19 protein-coding genes, 1 tRNA gene and 1 pseudogene are annotated in these 18286 nt (G+C 70.4%); 7 read left to right on the top strand and 14 right to left on the bottom strand.

Going from position 1 to position 18286, the window contains the following annotated elements; translation table 11 throughout:
• A partial coding sequence (locus tag H629_RS0109780) for a hypothetical protein (protein ID WP_024357085.1) occupies positions 1 to 663 on the bottom strand: 663 nt, incomplete at its 3' end.
• Positions 660 to 833: a helix-turn-helix transcriptional regulator gene (locus H629_RS15220; protein WP_152485692.1), complete on the bottom strand. Its 174-nt coding sequence runs from the start codon at positions 831 to 833 to the stop codon at positions 660 to 662. The genes H629_RS15220 and H629_RS0109780, both read right to left, overlap by 4 nt.
• An 11-nt stretch (positions 834 to 844) precedes the next feature.
• Between H629_RS15220 and H629_RS15790 the strand changes: the two are divergent.
• Positions 845 to 1141: pseudogene (locus H629_RS15790) on the top strand (helix-turn-helix domain-containing protein); the annotation flags it as partial.
• Positions 1142 to 1195: 54 nt separating this feature from the next.
• Here H629_RS15790 and H629_RS0109765 read toward each other — a convergent pair.
• The 4 genes from H629_RS0109765 to H629_RS0109750 form a co-directional block, all read right to left on the bottom strand.
• Positions 1196 to 1267: transfer RNA gene (locus H629_RS0109765), tRNA-Thr, on the bottom strand.
• Between the two features lie 98 nt (positions 1268 to 1365).
• Complete coding sequence (locus tag H629_RS0109760) at positions 1366 to 2952, bottom strand: alpha/beta hydrolase (RefSeq protein WP_024357084.1); 1587 nt, start codon at positions 2950 to 2952, stop codon at positions 1366 to 1368.
• Positions 2949 to 4130: a DNA polymerase III subunit delta' gene (locus H629_RS0109755; protein ID WP_024357083.1), complete on the bottom strand. Its 1182-nt coding sequence runs from the start codon at positions 4128 to 4130 to the stop codon at positions 2949 to 2951. The genes H629_RS0109760 and H629_RS0109755 overlap by 4 nt, the downstream gene beginning before the upstream one ends.
• A 339-nt stretch (positions 4131 to 4469) precedes the next feature.
• The gene (locus H629_RS0109750) at positions 4470 to 5102 is read right to left on the bottom strand and encodes a YigZ family protein (RefSeq protein WP_024357082.1); all 633 of its coding nucleotides are present in this window, start codon (positions 5100 to 5102) and stop codon (positions 4470 to 4472) included.
• 60 nt (positions 5103 to 5162) lie between these two features.
• Here H629_RS0109750 and H629_RS0109745 point away from each other — a divergent pair, with 60 nt between their 5' ends.
• Positions 5163 to 5531, top strand: coding sequence for an RNA-binding S4 domain-containing protein (locus tag H629_RS0109745; RefSeq protein ID WP_024357081.1), 369 nt, complete (start codon positions 5163 to 5165; stop codon positions 5529 to 5531).
• Positions 5531 to 6481, top strand: a complete 951-nt coding sequence (locus tag H629_RS0109740) for a hypothetical protein (protein ID WP_024357080.1) — start codon at positions 5531 to 5533, stop codon at positions 6479 to 6481. Before H629_RS0109745 ends, H629_RS0109740 begins: the two co-directional genes overlap by 1 nt.
• A 78-nt stretch (positions 6482 to 6559) precedes the next feature.
• Here H629_RS0109740 and H629_RS0109735 read toward each other — a convergent pair whose 3' ends face one another.
• The 5 genes from H629_RS0109735 to H629_RS0109715 all read right to left on the bottom strand — a co-directional run bounded on the left by H629_RS0109735 (position 6560) and on the right by H629_RS0109715 (position 10338).
• The gene (locus H629_RS0109735) at positions 6560 to 7630 is read right to left on the bottom strand and encodes an Rv2578c family radical SAM protein (protein WP_024357079.1); all 1071 of its coding nucleotides are present in this window, start codon (positions 7628 to 7630) and stop codon (positions 6560 to 6562) included.
• A 69-nt stretch (positions 7631 to 7699) separates the two neighbouring features.
• Complete coding sequence (locus H629_RS0109730; RefSeq protein ID WP_024357078.1) at positions 7700 to 7999, bottom strand: chorismate mutase; 300 nt, start codon at positions 7997 to 7999, stop codon at positions 7700 to 7702.
• Between the two features lie 10 nt (positions 8000 to 8009).
• On the bottom strand, positions 8010 to 9296 hold the full coding sequence (locus H629_RS0109725; RefSeq protein ID WP_024357077.1) for an adenylosuccinate synthase: 1287 nt from the start codon (positions 9294 to 9296) through the stop codon (positions 8010 to 8012).
• Positions 9297 to 9427: 131 nt separating this feature from the next.
• Positions 9428 to 9847, bottom strand: coding sequence for a DUF3151 domain-containing protein (locus H629_RS0109720; protein ID WP_024357076.1), 420 nt, complete (start codon positions 9845 to 9847; stop codon positions 9428 to 9430).
• A 2-nt stretch (positions 9848 to 9849) separates the two neighbouring features.
• The gene (locus H629_RS0109715; protein ID WP_024357075.1) at positions 9850 to 10338 is read right to left on the bottom strand and encodes a YajQ family cyclic di-GMP-binding protein; all 489 of its coding nucleotides are present in this window, start codon (positions 10336 to 10338) and stop codon (positions 9850 to 9852) included.
• Between the two features lie 297 nt (positions 10339 to 10635).
• Between H629_RS0109715 and H629_RS0109710 the strand changes: the two genes are divergently transcribed.
• The 4 genes from H629_RS0109710 (at position 10636) to H629_RS0109695 (ending at position 15517) form a co-directional block, all read left to right on the top strand.
• Entirely contained in the window at positions 10636 to 12018 is a 1383-nt protein-coding gene (locus H629_RS0109710; RefSeq protein ID WP_024357074.1) for a dicarboxylate/amino acid:cation symporter, read from the top strand.
• Positions 12019 to 12180: 162 nt separating this feature from the next.
• Positions 12181 to 12597, top strand: a complete 417-nt coding sequence (locus H629_RS0109705; RefSeq protein ID WP_024357073.1) for a YciI family protein — start codon at positions 12181 to 12183, stop codon at positions 12595 to 12597.
• Positions 12598 to 12689: 92 nt separating this feature from the next.
• Complete coding sequence (locus H629_RS0109700; RefSeq protein ID WP_024357072.1) at positions 12690 to 14039, top strand: M20/M25/M40 family metallo-hydrolase; 1350 nt, start codon at positions 12690 to 12692, stop codon at positions 14037 to 14039.
• On the top strand, positions 14036 to 15517 hold the full coding sequence (locus H629_RS0109695) for an MFS transporter (protein WP_024357071.1): 1482 nt from the start codon (positions 14036 to 14038) through the stop codon (positions 15515 to 15517). Before H629_RS0109700 ends, H629_RS0109695 begins: the two co-directional genes overlap by 4 nt.
• Positions 15518 to 15584: 67 nt before the next feature.
• Here the strand turns inward: H629_RS0109695 and H629_RS0109690 are convergent, their stop codons facing one another.
• From H629_RS0109690 to H629_RS0109680, 3 genes are read right to left on the bottom strand one after another with little or no spacing between them, the layout of a single operon-like run.
• The gene (locus H629_RS0109690) at positions 15585 to 16298 is read right to left on the bottom strand and encodes a hypothetical protein (protein ID WP_024357070.1); all 714 of its coding nucleotides are present in this window, start codon (positions 16296 to 16298) and stop codon (positions 15585 to 15587) included.
• Positions 16295 to 17239: an ABC transporter ATP-binding protein gene (locus H629_RS0109685; protein WP_024357069.1), complete on the bottom strand. Its 945-nt coding sequence runs from the start codon at positions 17237 to 17239 to the stop codon at positions 16295 to 16297. The genes H629_RS0109690 and H629_RS0109685 overlap by 4 nt, the downstream gene beginning before the upstream one ends.
• Complete coding sequence (locus H629_RS0109680) at positions 17236 to 17703, bottom strand: GntR family transcriptional regulator (RefSeq protein WP_024357068.1); 468 nt, start codon at positions 17701 to 17703, stop codon at positions 17236 to 17238. Before H629_RS0109680 ends, H629_RS0109685 begins: the two co-directional genes overlap by 4 nt.
• Positions 17704 to 18286 lie beyond the last annotated feature (583 nt).

Here is an 18286-nt window from a genome sequence, read left to right as displayed (position 1 = left end):
GTCCGGGCGCTTGATCGGCTGGTGCTTGCCCTCGGCCTCGGCGGCTCGGCGTGCGGCCTCGGCGATCTTCTGGCCGGGCGACCAGGCCGCGTACTCATCCACCACATCGGCGGAGTCGGTTTCGCGGTCGTCCCCGCGCGACTCCCGGGGTGTAGCTACAGAGTTCCCCACAGGTGGATGGTTAAGGGACGGTTCGGCGGGGCTGTGGCCCCGGGGGGTACGGGGCTGTGGCCCCGGGGCGGGGCTGTGGCCCCGGGGGTCTGATTCGGAGTTATCCACAAGGCGATGCTGTGCAGAGCGGTCGCACTCGGGCGGGCAGACGAGCAGAATGCGATAGAGGTTGGTGCGCTCGTGCTCGGGTTTGCCCTGCACGCCGCCGTTCGTGATGACCTCGACCTCGCCGAGCGCTTCGAGCTTTCGCACGGCTTCGCGTGCGGCCTTCTTGGCGTTCTCACGGCGCTTCTTAGCGGCCTTCTTAGCTTCGGGGGTGTCGTCCTCAGGCTCGGCGTCCCAGCCCTCGAAACCGGCGTACTTCGCGAGGGTGGCGGTGGCCGGGTAGCTGCCGCCGTCGCCGTCATGGTTCGCGATCCCGATCAGCACGAGCTTGGCGCTGCCCTTAGCTCGCGAGTGGTGCAGGGCGAGCGCGAGCGATTCGACGCTCACGACTCACCCGTCTCAGCGTTGGCCTGATCCTCGGTGAAGAGGTACGCGCCATTCGAGAGTGTGGTCGCGGGTGTCAGCTTGCCGTCGCGCACGAGCCTGGCGATATGCTGGCGCGTGACGCCGCGTCGCTGAGCCAACTCGCGTGTCGTTAAAACTGAACTTGTTTGCATAGCTGAACACTATGCACGAGAATTACACGGGTGTCATTCGACACGCCGCCGATGTACAGTTTTGCGAACTTGTCGCTAGAATGTTCCACATGACACCTACAGCGACAGCAGAACGAACCAGGCTCCGTGTCCCCCAGTGGACCCTCGCTGATCGACTACGCAAGTCACGCGATGAGGCAGGGCTCGGACAGATTGAGCTTGGCGAGTTGATTGGCGCGTCTCAGGCGTCAATCGTCCACTGGGAAGCAGGGCGGCGCACTCCGCGCCCCATCTACCTGCGCGCGTGGGCTAACGCTTGCTCCGTGCCTGTCGAGTGGCTAGAAACAGGAATGGCCCCCGTCATGGATGACGAGGGCCAGGAGAGCCGCCTGTCGGATTTGAACCGACGACCTGTTCTTTACGAGGGAACTGCTCTACCCCTGAGCTAAGGCGGCCTGGTGCGGAACTGGTCCCGCACACAAGCGCCTACTTTACCACAAGCGGACAGCCCGATTCGAGTCGCGCGGCGCTCACCCCCGCCAAGCCTCGGCGGCTACGAGCAGAGCGGATCCTGCGCGGTGACGACTCCCTTGAGCAGGTACGCGTCGACCACGTCGCGCACGCAGGCGCTCTCGCCGTAGGCGGTGTGGCCCTCGCCGCGGTAGGTGACGAGCACGCCGCTCTCGAGCTGATCCGCGAGCGCCTCGGCCCAGCGGTACGGGGTCGCCGGGTCGCCGGTGGTGCCGACCACGAGGATCGGAGCGGCTCCGGCGGCCTTCACCGGCAGCCGTTCGGACACCCCGCTCACCGGCCATCCGGCGCACGACACGTCGCCGAAGCCCTGGAAGCGGCCGATCGTCGGCGCGATGCGGTCGAGCTCGGCGGCCTCGGCTCGCATGCGATCCCGGTCCAGCTCTCCCGCCGGGTAGTCGAGGCAGTTGATCGCGGAGAACGCCTCGGTCGAGTTGCTCGCGTACTCGCCGCCGACGCGATCGTAGTAGAAGTCGGCGAGCGAGAGCGCCACCTCGGCGTCGCCCTGCTCTGCCGTGGTGAAGAGCTGGTCGAGGTAGCCCCAGTTCCCTTGCGAGTACAGGGGCGTGATGATCGCGGTGAGCATGGTGTTCGCGCCGACCATTCGGCCGTCGGCCCCCTGCAGAGGCTTCGCGTCGACCCTGTCGAGGAGTGCTCCGATGCGGTCCATCGCGTCGTCGGCGCTGCCGGTGAACGGGCAGTCCTTGCGCTGCAGGCAGTCGGCGAGGTAGGCCCGCAGGGCGAGCTCGAAGCCGCGGGTCTGCTCCCGCACCACGTCGGCGAGGGACGCGGTGGGGTCCATCGCCCCGTCGAGCACGAGGCGCCCCACGCGCTCGGGGTAGGCGTCGGCGTAGCGGGCACCGATGTAGGTGCCGTACGAGAAGCCGAGGTAGTGCAGCTGCTCGTCGCCGACGATGGCCCGCAGCATGTCGAGATCTCGCACCGTGTCTGCTGTGCTCACATGGCCGATGAGCTCGCCGGTGCCCTCCTCGCAGGCTTCGCCGAAGACGCGCGACTCTTCGAGGGCCGCGTCGATCCAGGCGTCGTCGCCGCGCTGCGGCTGCGCCCCCGACTCGATTCCGAACAGGAAGTCGTCCATGCCGGCGGCGTCGAAGCAGCGCACCTGCGTCGACTGACCCACTCCCCGCGGATCCCAGCCGATCACATCGTAGGCGCGCTGCACCTCGGCCGGCACCGCGTAGTCGATGCTCTCGGCCACGTACTCGGCACCCGAGGCGCCCGGGCCGCCCGGGTTCACGAACAGGGTGCCGAGACGGTCGTCGCCGGTGGCGGGGTGCTTCACGAGGCGCAGCGTGATCGGTTCGCCATCGGGGTCGCTCCAGTCGAGCGGAGCGTACACGTCGGCGCACTGCATCCCGTCGCCGCAGGACGACCAGGCAGGCTGCTGAGCGGCGAAGCCCTCGATACCGCCCGTCGGACGCTCGGGCAGCTCGACCGCCGGCGATCCGCCCCCGCCGAGGATCGACAGCAGCGGCGTGCAGCCCGTGAGCAGCAGGGAGGCCGAGAGGATCGCCGCGGCCGCCGCGCGGCCCGTCGTCCGGCGGGCTGCCCGGCTCGGAACCCGCCGTGCGGCGGTGCCGGCGCTCATGCCCTGGCTCCTGCCGTGATCGCGACCGACGCGTCGCCCGGCACCGGCGTGATGATCGCCGCGAACAGCGCTTCGAGCACGAGCCCGGGCGTGATGCCGCGCGAGAGGCGCTGCCGCGCGGTCTCGACGGCGGTGACCATCGCGAGTGCCCGCGCCGGCGACCACCGTTCGGCGAGGTCGGCGATGCGCGCCGCCTGCTCTCGGTTGATGAGATCGGGCTCTGCGCCGAGGGCTGCGAGCAGCACGTCGCGGTAGAGCGACAGCAGGTCGGTGAGGATGCGGTCGATGCCGTCGCGCAGGCTGCGGGTCGCGCGGCGCTTCTGGTCTTCTTCGAGCGCGCGCACCTGCGCCCGCATCTGGGGCGGGATCGCCGCTCCGGGCGCGAGGCCCAGGCTGCGCAGGGCCTCGTCGCGTTCGCGCGCGTCGAGTTGCTCGGTGAGCGCAGCGGCGTCGGCCTCGGCCACCTTCACGAGCGACGCGGCGGCGCGCATGGCGTCGCCGAGCGTGCCGATCGAGAGCGCCACCTCGATGGAGCGCTCGCGGCGCGCCATCGCCTCGGGATCGCTCGCGAGCCTCCGCGCCATGCCGATGTGGCTCTGGGCGAGGCGGGCCGCGCGCTCCGCTGCGGCGGCGTCGATGCCGTCTCGTTCGTGGAGCAGTCTCGCGATGTCGTCAGGGCTGGGGGTGACGAGGCGCAACGATCGCGTGCGCGACCGGATCGTGGGCAGCAGATCGGCCTCGCTGGGCGCGCAGAGCACCCAGATGGTGCGCTCCGGCGGCTCCTCGAGGGCCTTCAGCAGCACGTTGGAGGTGCGCTCGGGCATGCGGTCGGCGTCTTCGATGACGATGACCCTGAACCGCCCCTCGGCGGGCGCGTAGTGCGCCGTCGTGACGATCTCACGCGCGGCCTTGATGTCGATGAGCAGCTTCTGCGTGGTGAGCACCCCGAGATCGGGATGCGTGCGGGCGCGCACCTGCTCGAACACGCTCTGCCGGTCGGCCTCGGTGCGCGCGATGAGTGCGGCGGCGAAGCGGAAGGCGAGGTTGGAGCGGCCGGATCCCGGCGGGCCCGTGATGAGCCACGCGTGCGCGGGGGGTGCGGCGGCTGCGGGATCGGAAGCGTGCTGGAGCGCTCGCACCGCGTCGGCCTGACCGACGATCTCTGACCAGAAGTTCACCCCCACAGGCTATCGCGGGCCTCCGACGGGGAACTGCGGGCGGCCGATGCTCTACGCGCGGAGATTTCACCCTTTTCCACCCTGCACCCCACCCGCGGGTGAAAGGTCGGGTGAAGTTCGATGCTTTTCCCACCTGTGTGAAAACTACGCTTTTAGTATCAATACTGGCGCTCAACCCAGTTCCCCCCGGGAAGACGTCATTCTCTCCCACCGGTGTCCATCTCCGCGGGAGGGGTTGAGCCCCCGGTCCTGTCCCCCAGGTCGCCGGGGGCATCTTCGTTCCCCTCGGTGTTGCCCCTCCGAGGGGAACGAATCAACCGCGCCCCGAACAGGTGCGATTCAGCCCGGCAGATCGACGTACGCCGCGTCGCCCGGCCGCACCTCGGCAGTTCCCGCACTGATCTCGGCGGCGACGCCGGCGAGAGCGGCGAGCTCGGCCTCGGCCACGAGATAACACTGCGCCACTCGATCGCTGTAGTCGGCGGCGCCGACGCCGTAGCCGCGCCTCCGCGCCTCCGCCTCGATCAGCGGCGCCAGCTCGTAGCCGCTCGTCACCACCACCTCGCGGCGCAGTCCGCGGCGCACGCGCTCGGATCGCAGCACCGCCTCCGCGACCGCGGCGCGGTAGGCACGCGTGAGGCCGCCGGCGCCGAGCAGCACGCCCCCGAAGTACCGGGTGACGACCGCCACGACGTCGCTGAGCCCCGCCGAGACGAGCGCGTCGAGCATCGGGGCCCCGGCGGTGCCGCTCGGCTCGCCGTCGTCGTTGGAGCGCTGCACCCGGCCGTCCGGGCCGAGCACGAACGCCGAACAGTGGTGTCTGGCCCGCGGGTGATCGGACCGCACCCGGGCGATCGCCTCGCGCGCCTGCTCCTCGGTCTCGACCCGCTCGAGCCGCGTCAGGAAACGGGAGCGCGAGATCTCGAGCTCGGCCTCGACCGGCGCGGCGATGGTCTCGTACTCGGCGCTCATCCTCCCATCCTGCCCGATCCCCTCGCCCGGCATGAAGCGAGGGCGGGTAGCCTGATCTGCATGGATTCGGTGCGACTCGACAGCTGGGTGTGGGCCGTTCGGCTCTCGAAGACCCGCAGTCAGGCCACGGCGGCGTGCCGGGCCGGGCACGTGCGCGTGAACGACCAGCCGGCGAAGGCCGCGCAGCCGGTGCGTGTGGGCGACGAGGTACGGGTGCGATTGCACGGCTTCGACCGCGTCTACCGCGTGACGGGGCTCGCGTCGCGTCGCGGCAGTGCCGCCGATGCGGCCCGCTACTTCGAGGATCTGACCCCGCCGCCTCCGCCCCGCGTGGAGCGCCCGGCACCGGTGCTGCGCGACCGCGGCGCGGGCAGGCCCACGAAGCGCGAGCGCCGCGAGATCGACAGGCTGCGGGGCATGGAGCACTGATGCTGCGTCGGGAGGAGTGGCGATCCCGCGAGATCGCCCATCGACTGCGCGCGGATGCGCTCACCGCGGCGCATCGCGAGCGGAGGCTCCGCGGCGAACGGCATCCGGTCGAGGACTTCCTGTGGACCTACTACTCGGTGAAGCCCTCGGAGCTGCGCAGGTGGCATCCGGGGGCCGGAGTGGTGCTCGAGGGCGCAGCTCGGGATCGCGGATCGTGGAGGCACTACGCGCCCGTGCGCCGGCCCGACCCTGTCCCCGCTGCAGCCTCAGCTGATGCGGATGCGACCGTCGACGTGGCCGGCTTCTTCGCGAAGCGCGGGGGCACGGTCGACTACGTCGAGACGCTGCTGCGCCAGACGCTCGACCGGGCGCCGCGCTTCGGCTGCTTCGGCCTGCACGAGTGGGCGATGGTCTACCGCATGACCCCCGAGCAGTTGCGGCACACGGCGCTGCCGCTGCGCATCGGTCACGAGGCCACCGATCTCGTCGTGGAGAGCCACCCCATCGGCTGCACCCACTTCGACGCGTTCCGCTTCTTCACGCCCGCGGCCGCGCCGCTCAACGCCCTGCAGCCGACGCGGGAGTCGCAGCCCGAGCTGGAACAGTCCGGCTGCCTGCACGCCGGCATGGACATCTACAAGTGGGCGGCGAAGCTCGGCCCGATCGTGCCGGGCGAGACGCTGCTCGACGCCTTCGAACTCGCGCGTGATATTCGCGAGGTCGACATGCGGGCGTCGCCGTACGACGTGAGCGCTTTCGTCGGCGTCTCGGGGGAACGGCTCGCGGCGATCCCCATCGAGACCGCGACGGGCAAACGGGAGTACGCCCGCCTGCAGCGCGGCTTCGCGGATCGCGGGAACGCGCTGCGCTTGCGGGTGCTCGACGCGATCTCCGAAGCTCGCGTCGCGGTGCGGGCCGCAGAAGACGCAGGGGCGCGACCGGCCGCCTGAGCGCGGAGGCGATGCCAAACCCTCAGCGGCTCAGCGGCTCAGCGGCTCAGCGGCTCAGCGGCTCAGCGGCTCAGCGGCTCAGAAGAGCGTGGGCGCCGGAGCCCCCGGAGGAGTGATCGCCGCGACGTGATCCGGGGTGAGCCCCGCACTGCCCCTCGGGTGCCCGGGATCGCGCGGGGCCGCCCATTCCAGGCCGAGGCGCCGGATAATGGGGCGGATCCGCGCCGCCAGCTCCATGCGGTACGCCTGCGGGGCGCGGCTCGCGCTGCCCGGGTAGAGCGAGTGGTAGGCGGGCAGGAGCTCAGGGTGCTCGCGCTCGAGCCAGGCGAAGAACCACGGTTTGACGTGCGACCGCAGGTGCAGCGGGCCGTACATGACCGAGCGGGCGCCCGCGGCGCGGATGTCGCGCAGCAGCGCGCCGAGCTGCTCGGTCGAGTCGGTGAGGTGGGGCAGCACGGGCATGACGAAGACGTCAGGGGCGAAGCCGGCGTCGCGGGCGGCGGCGATCGTGTCGAGCCTCGCTCGGGCGGACGGCACTCCGGGCTCGATCGAGCGCTGCAGCCCGGGATCGGCCACCGCGATCGACATGGACAGCGCGACGGGCGCCCGCTGCGCGACCTCGACGAGTTGCGGCAGATCGCGGCGCAGCAGGGTGCCCTTGGTGAGGATCGACATCGGTGTGCCGCTGCGGGCGAGCGCATCGATGATGCCGGGCATGAGCCGGTACCGGCCTTCGGCGCGCTGGTACGGGTCGGTGTTGGTGCCGAGCGCCACGTGCTCACCCGCCCAGCTGGGCCTGCCCAGCTCGCGGCCGAGCACCTCGGCGATGTTGACCTTCACCACGATCTGCGAGTCGAAGTCGCGGCCCGTGTCGAGATCGAGGTAGCGGTGCGATCCCCGCGCGAAGCAGTACACGCAGGCGTGCGAGCAGCCCCGATAGGGGTTGATGGTCCAGGAGAAGGGCATCGACGACGAGGCGGGCACCCGGTTGAGCGCGCTCTTCGCGATCACCTCGTGGAAGACCAGGCCGGCGAACTCGGGGGCGCGGACCGTGCGCAGGTGGCCGGGCAGCGCGGCGACCTCGCCGAGGCCGAGCCCCGGCAGCGTCGCCTCCGACGCCGCATCCACACGCTGACCGCTCCACCTCATGCACACATTCGAACATATGTTCGAATGATTCGCAAGCGCGATCCCGGCGCGGGGCCTGCGGCCCGTCCGCTACTCCGACTCGTTCGCGATGCGGGTGTGGTGGCGGATCACCTCGGCCACCACGAAGTTGAACCACTTCTCGGCGAACTCGGGGTCGAGGTGCGCGTCCTCCGCGAGCGACCGCAAGCGTTCGATCTGCCGCGCTTCACGCGAGGGATCCGACGGCGGCATGTCGTGGTCGGCTTTCAGCCGGCCCACCTCCTGCGTGCAGCGGAAGCGTTCCGCGAGCATGTGCACGAGCGCCGCATCGATGTTGTCGATGCTGGAGCGCAGCGCGGTGAGGCGCTGCTCAGGCGTCGGATCGCTCACGCTCGCCCCCTCAGCCGAGCAGATCGTGGCGCACCACGACCTGCTCGCGCTCGGGGCCGACGCCGATCGCGGAGATGCGAGCGCCGCTCATCGCCTCGAGGGCGAGGATGTAGTCCTGCGCGTTCTTCGGCAGATCCTCGAACCGGCGCGCGCCCGTGATGTCCTCGGACCAGCCGGGGAACTCCTCGTAGATCGGCTTCGCGTGGTGGAAGTCGCTCTGGTTGACGGGCATCTCGTCGTGTCGCACGCCGTTCACGTCGTACGCGACGCAGACCGGGATCGTCTCGAGGCCCGACAGCACGTCGAGCTTGGTGAGCACGAAGTCGGTGACGCCGTTGATGCGGGCCGCGTAGCGCGCGATGGGCGCGTCGTACCAGCCGCAGCGGCGGGCCCGGCCCGTGGTGGTGCCGTACTCGTGGCCCACGCTCGCCAGGTGCTCGCCGAACTCGTCGAAGAGCTCGGTGGGGAACGGGCCGGCGCCGACGCGGGTCGTGTAGGCCTTGACGACCGAGATGATGCGGTCGAGCTGGTGCGGGGGCAGCCCCGAGCCGGTGCTCGCACCGCCTGCGGTCGCGTTCGACGAGGTGACGAACGGGTAGGTGCCGTGGTCGATGTCGAGCATCGTGGCCTGCCCGGCCTCGAACAGCACGGTCTTGCCGTCCTGCATCGCCTCGTGCAGCAGCAGACCGGTGTCGCACACCATCGGCTCGAGCATCTCGCGGAAGCTCAGCAGGTCGGCGATCACCTCGTCGGCCTCGATGGCGCGCCGGTTGTAGATCTTGACGAGCACCTGGTTCTTGAACTCGAGCGCCGCTTCGACCTTCTGGCGCAGGATGCTCTCGTCGAAGAGGTCCTGGATGCGGATGCCCACCCGGTTGATCTTGTCGGCGTAGGCCGGGCCGATCCCGCGTCCCGTCGTACCGATCTGGCGCTTGCCCAGGAAGCGCTCGGTGACCTTGTCGAGGGTGCGGTGGTAGGCGGTGATGACGTGCGCGTTCGCGCTCACCTTGAGGCGCGACACGTCGACGCCGCGGCTGCTGAGGGCGTCGAGCTCCTGCTTGAGCACGCCGAGGTCGATCACCACGCCGTTGCCGATGACGGGCACGACGCCGGGGGTCAGAATGCCGGACGGGAGCAAGTGCAGGGCGTACTTCTCTTCGCCCACCACAACAGTGTGGCCGGCGTTGTTGCCGCCGTTGAACTTGACCACGTACTCGACGCGGCTGCCGAGCAGGTCGGTCGCTCGCCCCTTCCCCTCGTCGCCCCACTGGGCACCGGTGATGAGCACTGCGGGCATCTCAGCCCCTTCCTTTGCAGCTGTGGCAGATACCGGCCCAGTCTACCCGCCGCCTCCGACGAAGCCGATTCGGCCGGGTCGGAGAGCCGTCCGGGAGGCGCCGGAGCCCGGAATCCCTCGCCGATGCCGGCTCAGGCGCCGGCGGCCTCGATGGCGGCGATCGCCTGCGGGTCGGCGCCGTCGAGGAACTCGGTGAGCCGTTCGACCTCGCTCTGCTCGCCGATGCGGGCGGCGGATCGGCGCAGCGCGTAGAGGGCTCGCAGCACGCCGCGGTTGGGCTCGTGCGCCCACGGCACCGGGCCGGCTCCGCGCCAGCCCGACTTGCGCAGCGCGTCGAGCCCGCGGTGGTAGCCCACACGGGCGAAGGCGTAGGCCTCGACTTCGCGGCCCTCCGCGTCGGCGCGGTCGGCGAGCAGCGCCCACGCGAGCGGCGACTCGGGGTGCTGGCGCACAATGGACTCGGGATCGGTGCCGGCAGCGAGCGCCGCGACGACCTCCGGCTCGGGCTGCAGGTGCGTGGGCTCGGGGCCGAGCAGATTCTCGCCGATCATGCTCAGCGGAAGTTGACGAACTGGAGGGCGACGTCGACGTCGGCGCCCTTGAGGAGCGCGATGGTCTCCTGCAGGTCGTCGCGGCTCTTCGAGCTGACGCGCAGCTCGTCGCCCTGGATCTGCGACTTGACGGCCTTCGGGGCCTCCTCGCGGATCAGCTTGTTCAGCTTCTTCGCGGTGGCCTGATCGATGCCCTCCTTCAGCTTGGAGTCGATCCGGTACTCCTTGCCGCTCGCGTAGGGCTCACCGCTGTCGAGCGCCTTGAGCGAGAGACCGCGCTTGATGAACTTCGACTGCAGCACGTCGAGCACGGCATTCGCGCGCTCCTCGGTGTTGGCCTTGATCTGGATGTTCTCGCCCGAGAAGGTCACGTCGGCGCCCACGCCCTTGAAGTCGTAGCGCTGCTCGACCTCCTTGCGGGCCTGGTTGACCGCGTTCTCGACCTCCATCGAGTCGATCTTGCTCACCACGTCAAACGAAGAATCTGCCATAGGGCCAGGATACCCCGGCCTCACCGCAGTCGGCAGCGCCGCGAGCCGCGCTTCGACCGCGCCGCCGATCCGCCCGCAGCAGAACGCTCCCAGCAACCCGCGACTCAACATTTCGCAATACCTGGAATAACTCAGGCGAATAGCTTGCTACACTCTCCTGCGGCCCGGGCTTCACGCCCGCACGCACTTCGCGCGGATCCGCCCACACCTCCGATCCGCGCTCACCAGCGAAAGGAACCCCTCGTCGTGTCGACACCAACGACCGCCACCGCAACGCGGCGCCGCCTCCCCAAGTGGATGACCTCCTTCGGGTGGCAGATCCTCGCCGCCCTGGTCCTCGGCCTCGTGCTCGGCGGCATCGCCCGCTCGATCGGGACCGACGCCGAAGACAACCCGAACGGCCTGCACGCCACGCTCGCCACCATCGGCGGCAGCTACGTCTCGCTGCTGCGCGCCGCGGTCGTGCCGCTCATCTTCACCGCCATCGTGTCGAGCATCGTCGGACTGCGCCAGGTCACGAACGCCGCTCGCCTCGCAGGCCAGACCCTGCTGTGGTTCGGCATCACGGCGCTCATCGCGGTCACGATCGGCATCACGCTCGGCGTCGTGTTCCAGCCCGGCGTGCAGGCCTCCCAGAGCGAGCTCGAGACCGGCGACCCCTACGCCGTCGGCACCTGGTGGAACTTCCTCACCGGCCTCGTGCCCTCGAACTTCCTGGGCCTCGGCGTGAACGGCGGCGTCGACGCCGAGACGGGCTCCTTCACCGGATCCGCCAGCTTCAACGTGCTGCAGGTGATCGTGATCTCGGTCGCGGTGGGCATCGCAGCGCTCAAGATCGGCGAGAAGGCCGAGCCGTTCATCAAGCTCACCGAATCCGCGCTCGCGGTGATCCAGAAGGTGCTGTGGTGGATCATCCGGATCGCCCCCATCGGCACGCTCGGCCTCATCGGCAACGCGGTCGCCGAGTACGGCTGGGACAAGATGGGCTCGCTCACCTGGTTCGTGGTGGTGCTCTACGCCGGTCTCGCGCTCGTGCTCTTCGTGGTCTACCCGGTGCTGGTGAAGGCGCACGGCCTCTCGGTCAGGCAGTACTTCTCGGGCGTGTGGCCCGCCGTGCAGCTGGGCTTCGTGAGCCGCTCGTCGATCGGCACGCTGCCCCTCACCCAGCGCGTCACCGAGCGCAACCTCGGCGTGCCGCGCGGCTACGCCTCCTTCGCGGTGCCGCTCGGCGCGACCACCAAGATGGACGGCTGCGCCGCGATCTACCCGGCCGTCGCCGCGATCTTCATCGCGCAGTTCTTCGGCATCGAACTCACCATCGTGCAGTACCTGCTCATCGTGATCGTCTCGGTGGTGGGTTCGGCTGCGACCGCCGGCACCACCGGTGCGACCGTGATGCTCACGCTGACCCTGTCCACGCTGGGTCTTCCCCTTGAAGGCGTCGGCCTGCTGCTCGCCGTCGACCCGATCATCGACATGGGCCGCACCGCGGTGAACGTCGCCGGCCAGGCGCTCGTGCCCGCGATCGTCGCGAAGCGCGAGGGCATCCTCGACATCGACCTCTACAACGCCCCCCGCAAGGGCCAGGCCTTCGACAACACCGACGTGGAGACCGACGCCGAGCACCCCGGCGGCCCGTCGCAGGACGAGATCCGGGATCCGGCGCCCGCGAAGGCGTAGCCCGCCCTCCCACCGAAGCGGAGCCCCGGATCGCAGCTTGCTCCCACGAGCAGCTGCGATCCGGGGCTCCGCTTTTCGTGTGCGCGGCGGCATCGTGATGGTTCCCATTCGCGGCCCGCGGTGGCAGGGTCGAATCAGCACCCGAAACGAATGGAGTTCACCATGAGGTACATGCTGATCATGCGGGCCACCGACGAAGCGCTGCAGGCTTCGAAGGAGATGCCGTTCGAGCAGATCATCGAGGCCATGGGCCGCTACAACGAGTCGCTCATGGAGGCGGGAATCCTGGCCGGCGGCGACGGCCTCACCCCGCCCGAGGAAGGCGCCGTCGTCGATTTCTCGGCCGATCCCCCGCTCGTCACCGAGGGCGCCTACGGCACCACCGAATCGCAGTTCAACGGCTTCTGGGTGCTCGACGTGCCCACTCGCGAGGAGGCCGTCGAGTGGGCCCGGCGCTGCCCGCTCGGCCCGGGCAACCAGCTGGAGGTGCGCCGCATCACCAGCGAGGAGGATTTCCCGCAGGACAACGAGTGGATCGAGAAGGAGAAGGGGTGGCGCGAAGCGCTGGAGGAGAAGTAGACGCGCGCCAGGCCGGGGCGCAGCCAGAGCGGGCCGTGACCGAGCCGGGCCGGGGCCGGACGCCGGGTTCGAGCCGCGCATAGACTGGCGCCATGGCAGCCAACGTCGATGTCGCACCCCGGCCCGGAGCCGAGACGCGCCTCTCGCGCATGATCCGCATCCCCACGGTCTCCGCCGAGCTCGATGAGCGCGGCCCGCAGCCCTTCGAAGCCTTCGTCGCGCTGCTCGAAGAGCTCTACCCGCTCACGCACGAGCACTTGGAACGGGAGCGCATCACCGACTTCGGCCTGCTCTTCCGCTGGCCGGGACGCAACAGCTCAGCCGATCCCGCGGTGCTGATGGCGCACTACGACGTCGTGCCCGTCGACCCGAGCGACGACTGGCGCTTTCCCGCCTTCGAGGGACGTATCGAGGGCGGCTACGTGCACGGCCGGGGCGCGCTCGACGACAAGGGCCCGCTGCTCGTGGTGCTCGAAGCCGTCGAGAACCTGCTCGCGGCGGGGTTCGCGCCGGCGCGAGACGTGCTGCTCTCGTTCGGCGGCAACGAGGAGACCTTCGGCGCCGCCGCGCGCACCATCTCGGACACCCTGCACGGACGAGGCATCCGGCCCTGGATCGTGCTCGACGAGGGCGGCGCCGTGACCGACGCGCCGCTGCCCTTCGTCACGGGCACCGCGGCCATGGTGGGCGTGGGCGAGAAGGGGATCGCCACCGTGCGGCTCAGCGCCCGGGGCGAGGGAGGTCACGCCTCGGTGCCGCCCGAGCTCACCGCGGTCGGCCGCGTCGCCCGCGCGGTGAACCGGCTCACGCCCGGCACGTTCCGCGCCCGGGCGCCCCGCGCCATCCCCCGCATGCTCGGCCTCTTCGCACCGCGCTCACGCGGCATCGGGCGGCCGCTGTACCGGCTGCTCGCCTCCTGGCCGTGGCTGAACGCGCGCGCGTTCGCCGCGCTCGGAGGCGAGGCGGCCGCGCTCGTGCGCACGACCATCGCCCCGACGCGCCTCGCCGGCGGCACCGCGAACAACGTGCTGCCTTCAGAGGCGAGCGCCACCCTCAACCTGCGGCTCGCCCTCGGCGAGACCGTCGAGGGCGCCGCCCAGCGCCTGCGCCGCCGCATCGGCGACGACGCTGTCTCGGTCGAGGTGCTCGAAGGCAACGACGCGTCGCCCGAGTCGCCCTCGGACGGCCCCCAGTTCGCGCTGATCGCGGCCGCGCTCTCGGCGTCGCACCCGGAGGCGGTCGCGGTGCCGTACGTGACGATGGCGGCGACCGACTCCCGCTACTTCCACCGCTACGCCCCGGCGACCTACCGCTTCGCGCCGCTCATGATGAACGCCGAGCAGCGCGCCACGATCCACGGCGTCGACGAACGCGTCGAGGTGTCCGAGCTCGCGCGCGGGGAGCTCTTCCACCGCCGCCTCATCGAAGGGCTGCCGGCGTGACCGCGGCGAGGCGGACCGCCGCCGCGACTCCGGCGGCGAAGCCGCGCGTGCGGCTGGGCGCGCTCGCGGGCGTGGTCGGATTCCTCGCCTTCGTCGAGTTCACGAGCGGGATCCTGCAGGGCTACTACACGCCGATGCTCACCGATATCGCCCGGCACCTCGGCGTGCACGACGCCGACGTGAACTGGCTCGAAGGCACCCAGCTCATGCTCTCGGCGCTCGTAGTGCCCGCCTTCGCGAAGCTCGGCGACATGTTCGGCCACAAACGCATGCTGCTGTGGTCGACCGCACTCACCGCGATCGCCTCGTTCGCGCTGCCGTTCACGGACTCCTTCGCGGTGTTCCTCGTGGCCTGGGCGCTGCAGGGCTTCTACGTGGTGTGGCTGCCGCTCGAGATCGCGATCATCTGGGCGCGCAGTCGCGGGCGCGAAGGATCCTCGCTGCTCACCGCGCGCGCCGCCGGCATCCTCGTCGCGTTCCTCGAACTCGGGGCGATCCTCGGTGCGCTCCTCGGCGGCCAGCTCATCGACATGCTCCCCCTGCAGATCGTGCTGATCGTGCCCGCGATCTTCGTCGCCGCCTGTTTCGTCGTGGTCGCCTTCGGTGTGCGAGAGAGCGATCTGCGCCCCGGCGGGCGCCTCGACCTGACCGGCCTCGTGCTGGTCTCGCTCGCGCTCATCGCGTTCACCGGCGGCCTCAGCCTGCTGCGCCTGAACGGCCCCGCCGATCCCGCCGCATGGCTCGTCACCACGCTGGGCGTCGCACTGATCGTGCCGTTCGCGCTGGTCGAACTGCGGCATCCGGATCCGCTCATCGACGTGCGCATGTTCCGCTCCCCCGCGCTCGCACCGGTGTTCCTCACCGCGGGCCTCTTCGGCGTCAGCGTGCTGGGCGCCCAGGCCCCGCTCTCGACCTTCGCGCGCACCGACCCCGAAGTGTACGGCTACGGCCTCGGCACCAGCGGCTTCACCACCTCGCTCATCATCGGCCTGTACCTGGTGGCGATGATCGCGGGCGCGCTCGTCTTCCCGAAGGTGGCGCGGTGGGCGACGCCCCGGGTCGCCCTCATCGGCGCAGCCTGCCTCGTCGGCATCGGATACCTGCTGTTCCTGCCACTGCACGAGAGCTATCTCCAGGTCACCGTGAACATGATGATCGCCGGCACCGGCTCCGGCGCGCTCGTGGCGGCGCTCCCGGCGGCTGCCGCCGCGGCCGCCCCCGACACGCAGACGGGCGTCGCAACCGGCCTCACCAACTCGGTGAAGACCGTGGGCGGCGCGGTGGCGTCCGCGACGTTCGGCATCGCGCTCATGCACGGCGCCACCGGCGCGGCCGCGGAGGGCACCGCCGGATCCCTCGCCGGCTACTTCACCGTGTGGACGATCTGCGGCGTCACCGCCCTCGTCGCGGCCGCGCTGCTCTGCTTCGTGCCGAAGAACGCCTTCACCGACGGCGCCGCCACCGCGCCCACCGCCTGAGCGCAGCAGCGGAGCCGCGATCCGCCGCCTCATGGAACGAGACGGCGGATCGCGGCTCCCGCGCCCGCTACCGCACCGAGGCGCGACGCATCGCGAACCACGTGCCCACCAGCGCGATCGCCATCACCACGATCGAGGCCAGCGCGAGCGACGCCCCGGTGGTCGCCGCGATGATCTCGCCGAGCCGCGGGGCGAACAGCAGCAGCATGAGGGCGAGCACGAGGCCCAGCGCCAGACCCATGACCGCCGGACCCTTCGGCCCGAACCGCACCCACACCGCGCCGAAGAGGCCGCCGACCGTGAGGCAGAACAGGGTGCCCAGGAATCCGCCGAGCCCCAGGATCAGCGGGTTGCCCGACCCCGTCGCATAGACGTCGAGCACATAGAGACCCATGAACCAGTGATTCGTGGCGAGTTCCAGGCCGAGCAGTACCAGCAGCAGCACCGCCACATAGGCCGCCTGCACCGCGTTCGCGAGCATGGTGCCCAGGATGAAGTTGCGGCGCGTCACGCCGAGCGCCAGCCCGAACGGGTAGGTCGTCGCGATGGCCTGCACCCCGTAGTAGATGAGGAAGCCGGGCAGCGACCACACGATCGCCTGATTCCAGCGGGCGTTCTCGGCGTAGCCGGGCGACGAGGGGCCGAGGCCGGTGCCGCGCTGGATCGCGATCTGGATGATGATCGAGACCAGCATCACCACCGCCAGGATCATGAGCGGGGTGAGGGTGTAGGTGCCGAGCTTGTTGAAGTGCAGCCGGGTCACCTTGACGATGCGGTTCATGATGCGCTCCTTCCGGTGAGCGGCGAAACAGTGGCGAGTTCGGGATCCGCGGCGCCCGCGGACTCCGCGAGATCTCCGAGCCCGTAGGCGGCGACGAGGTCCTGCAGCGACACCGGCGTGATCTCGAGACCGCCGACGGCGGCCGCCGCCCGATCCGCATCGCCCAGGACGCCCTCGATGACGGCCGTGCCGAGGCCCCCGATGGTGCGGCGCGACAGCGCCCGACGCTCCCGGGCGAACTCGGCGACCGCAGCCGCCTTGCCCGCCACCTGATAGGCGCCGCCGCGCAGCTCGTCGACGTCGGCGTGCCGCACGACACGGCCCTGATCCAGCACGATCACGCGCTCGAGCAGGCGATCCATCTCATCGATGAGATGCGTCGAGAGGATGATCGTGCGCGGGTGCGCCGCGTAGTCGCGCAGCAGCTCGTCGTAGAAGATGCCGCGCGCCGTGGCGTCGAGGCCCAGGTAGGGCTCGTCGAAGAAGGTGATGGGCGACCGCGAGGCGAGACCCAGCACGATGCCGAGCGCCGACAGCTGCCCGCGCGAGAACTTCTTCACGATCGGCTTCGTCGGGATGCGGAACAGCTCGACCAGCCGGTCCGCCACCTCCTGCGACCAGTTCGGGTAGAAGATCGCAGCCGCGCGGATCGCGTGCTTCAGCTTGTAGTCATCGGGATAGCGCTGGTTGTCGCGCACGAAGCACATCTGCTCGATGATGTCGGCGTGCTCGAAGGGATCACGGCCGTTCACGCTGACAGTGCCGGCGCTCGGCCGATCCTGCGCGGTGATGAGCGACATGAGCGTCGTCTTGCCCGCGCCGTTGCGGCCGAGGAGCCCCGTGATCACGCCGGGCTCGATGTCGAGGGTCACGTCCTCGAGCGCGACCGTGCCTCGATAGCGGCGGGTGAGGCCGCGCGTGGCGATGATTGGTGCGGTCATTGTTCTTCCTTCGCTTGCTGCGCCGCGAACGGGGCGACGACGGGTGGCACGGCCTGGTGCGGGCCGGGGAGATGAGAGGCGGGCGATTGCGGTGCCGCTTGCTGCTGCGCCGACTGCTGCTGCTCGATGAGGCGGATGACGTCGTGCGCCCCGAGGCCGAGACTGCTGGCCTCCGTCAGCAGCGGCACGATGAATCGCTGCGCGAACGCCTGCTGGCGCTCGTTCGAGATGAGGGCTCTGGCGCCGGGAGCGACGAACATGCCGATGCCGCGGCGCTTGTAGAGCACGCCGCGCTCGACGAGCAGGTTGAGGCCCTTGCCCGCCGTGGCGGGGTTGATGCGCAGGTGCGCGGCCAGCTCGTTCGTGGAGGGCACCTGTTCCTCCTCGGCGTAGACCCCCCGCAGCACGTCGTCGGCGATGCGATCGGCGAGCTGCAGGAAGATGGGGCGCGTGTCATCGAACACCTGGCGCCTCCGTTCTGATGGGAGCGGCGAGCGGATCAAGATCCGCATCGCCCCTTTGGTTCATTACTTCACTAATGAACCTACGCACCGGGGATCGCCGTGTCAAGCCCGGCGCCAGCGCCTCGGGGACACGCCCAACACCCGGCCCCCAGCACTGAGCGATCCGTGCCCCTCCCGCACCCAGCACGCAGCCCCAGCACCCAGCGATCCGCGCTCCCTCCCGCACCCAGCACGCAGCCCCAGCACCCAGCGATCCGCGCGCCTCCCGCACCCAGCACCCGGTCCCAGCACGCAGCGATCCGCACGCCTCCCGCACCCAGCACTGAGCGATTCGCGCCCCCAGCCCCAATCTCTCACCCCCTCACCCGCCGCTCCCCTCCCCGCCCCCGAGCACCGCCCCTCCGCGCGACCGCACCATGTGCGAAAGGCGCAAAACGCAGGATCATGGGGCGGATCACCTGCGTTTTCCGCCTTTCGACGGGCGCAGGGGGGCGGAGGGCTTGGGCTTGGGCTTGGGCTTGGACTCGGACTCGGGCTTGGACTCGGGCTCGGGCTCGGGCTCGGGCTTGTGGAAAGCCTGATA

It is taken from the genome of Leucobacter chironomi DSM 19883 (assembly GCF_000421845.1).
GTDB classification, from domain to species: Bacteria; Actinomycetota; Actinomycetes; order Actinomycetales; family Microbacteriaceae; genus Leucobacter; species Leucobacter chironomi.
The sequence above is the reverse complement of the archived record's forward strand: the minus strand, read 5'-3'. Positions and strand labels throughout refer to the sequence as shown.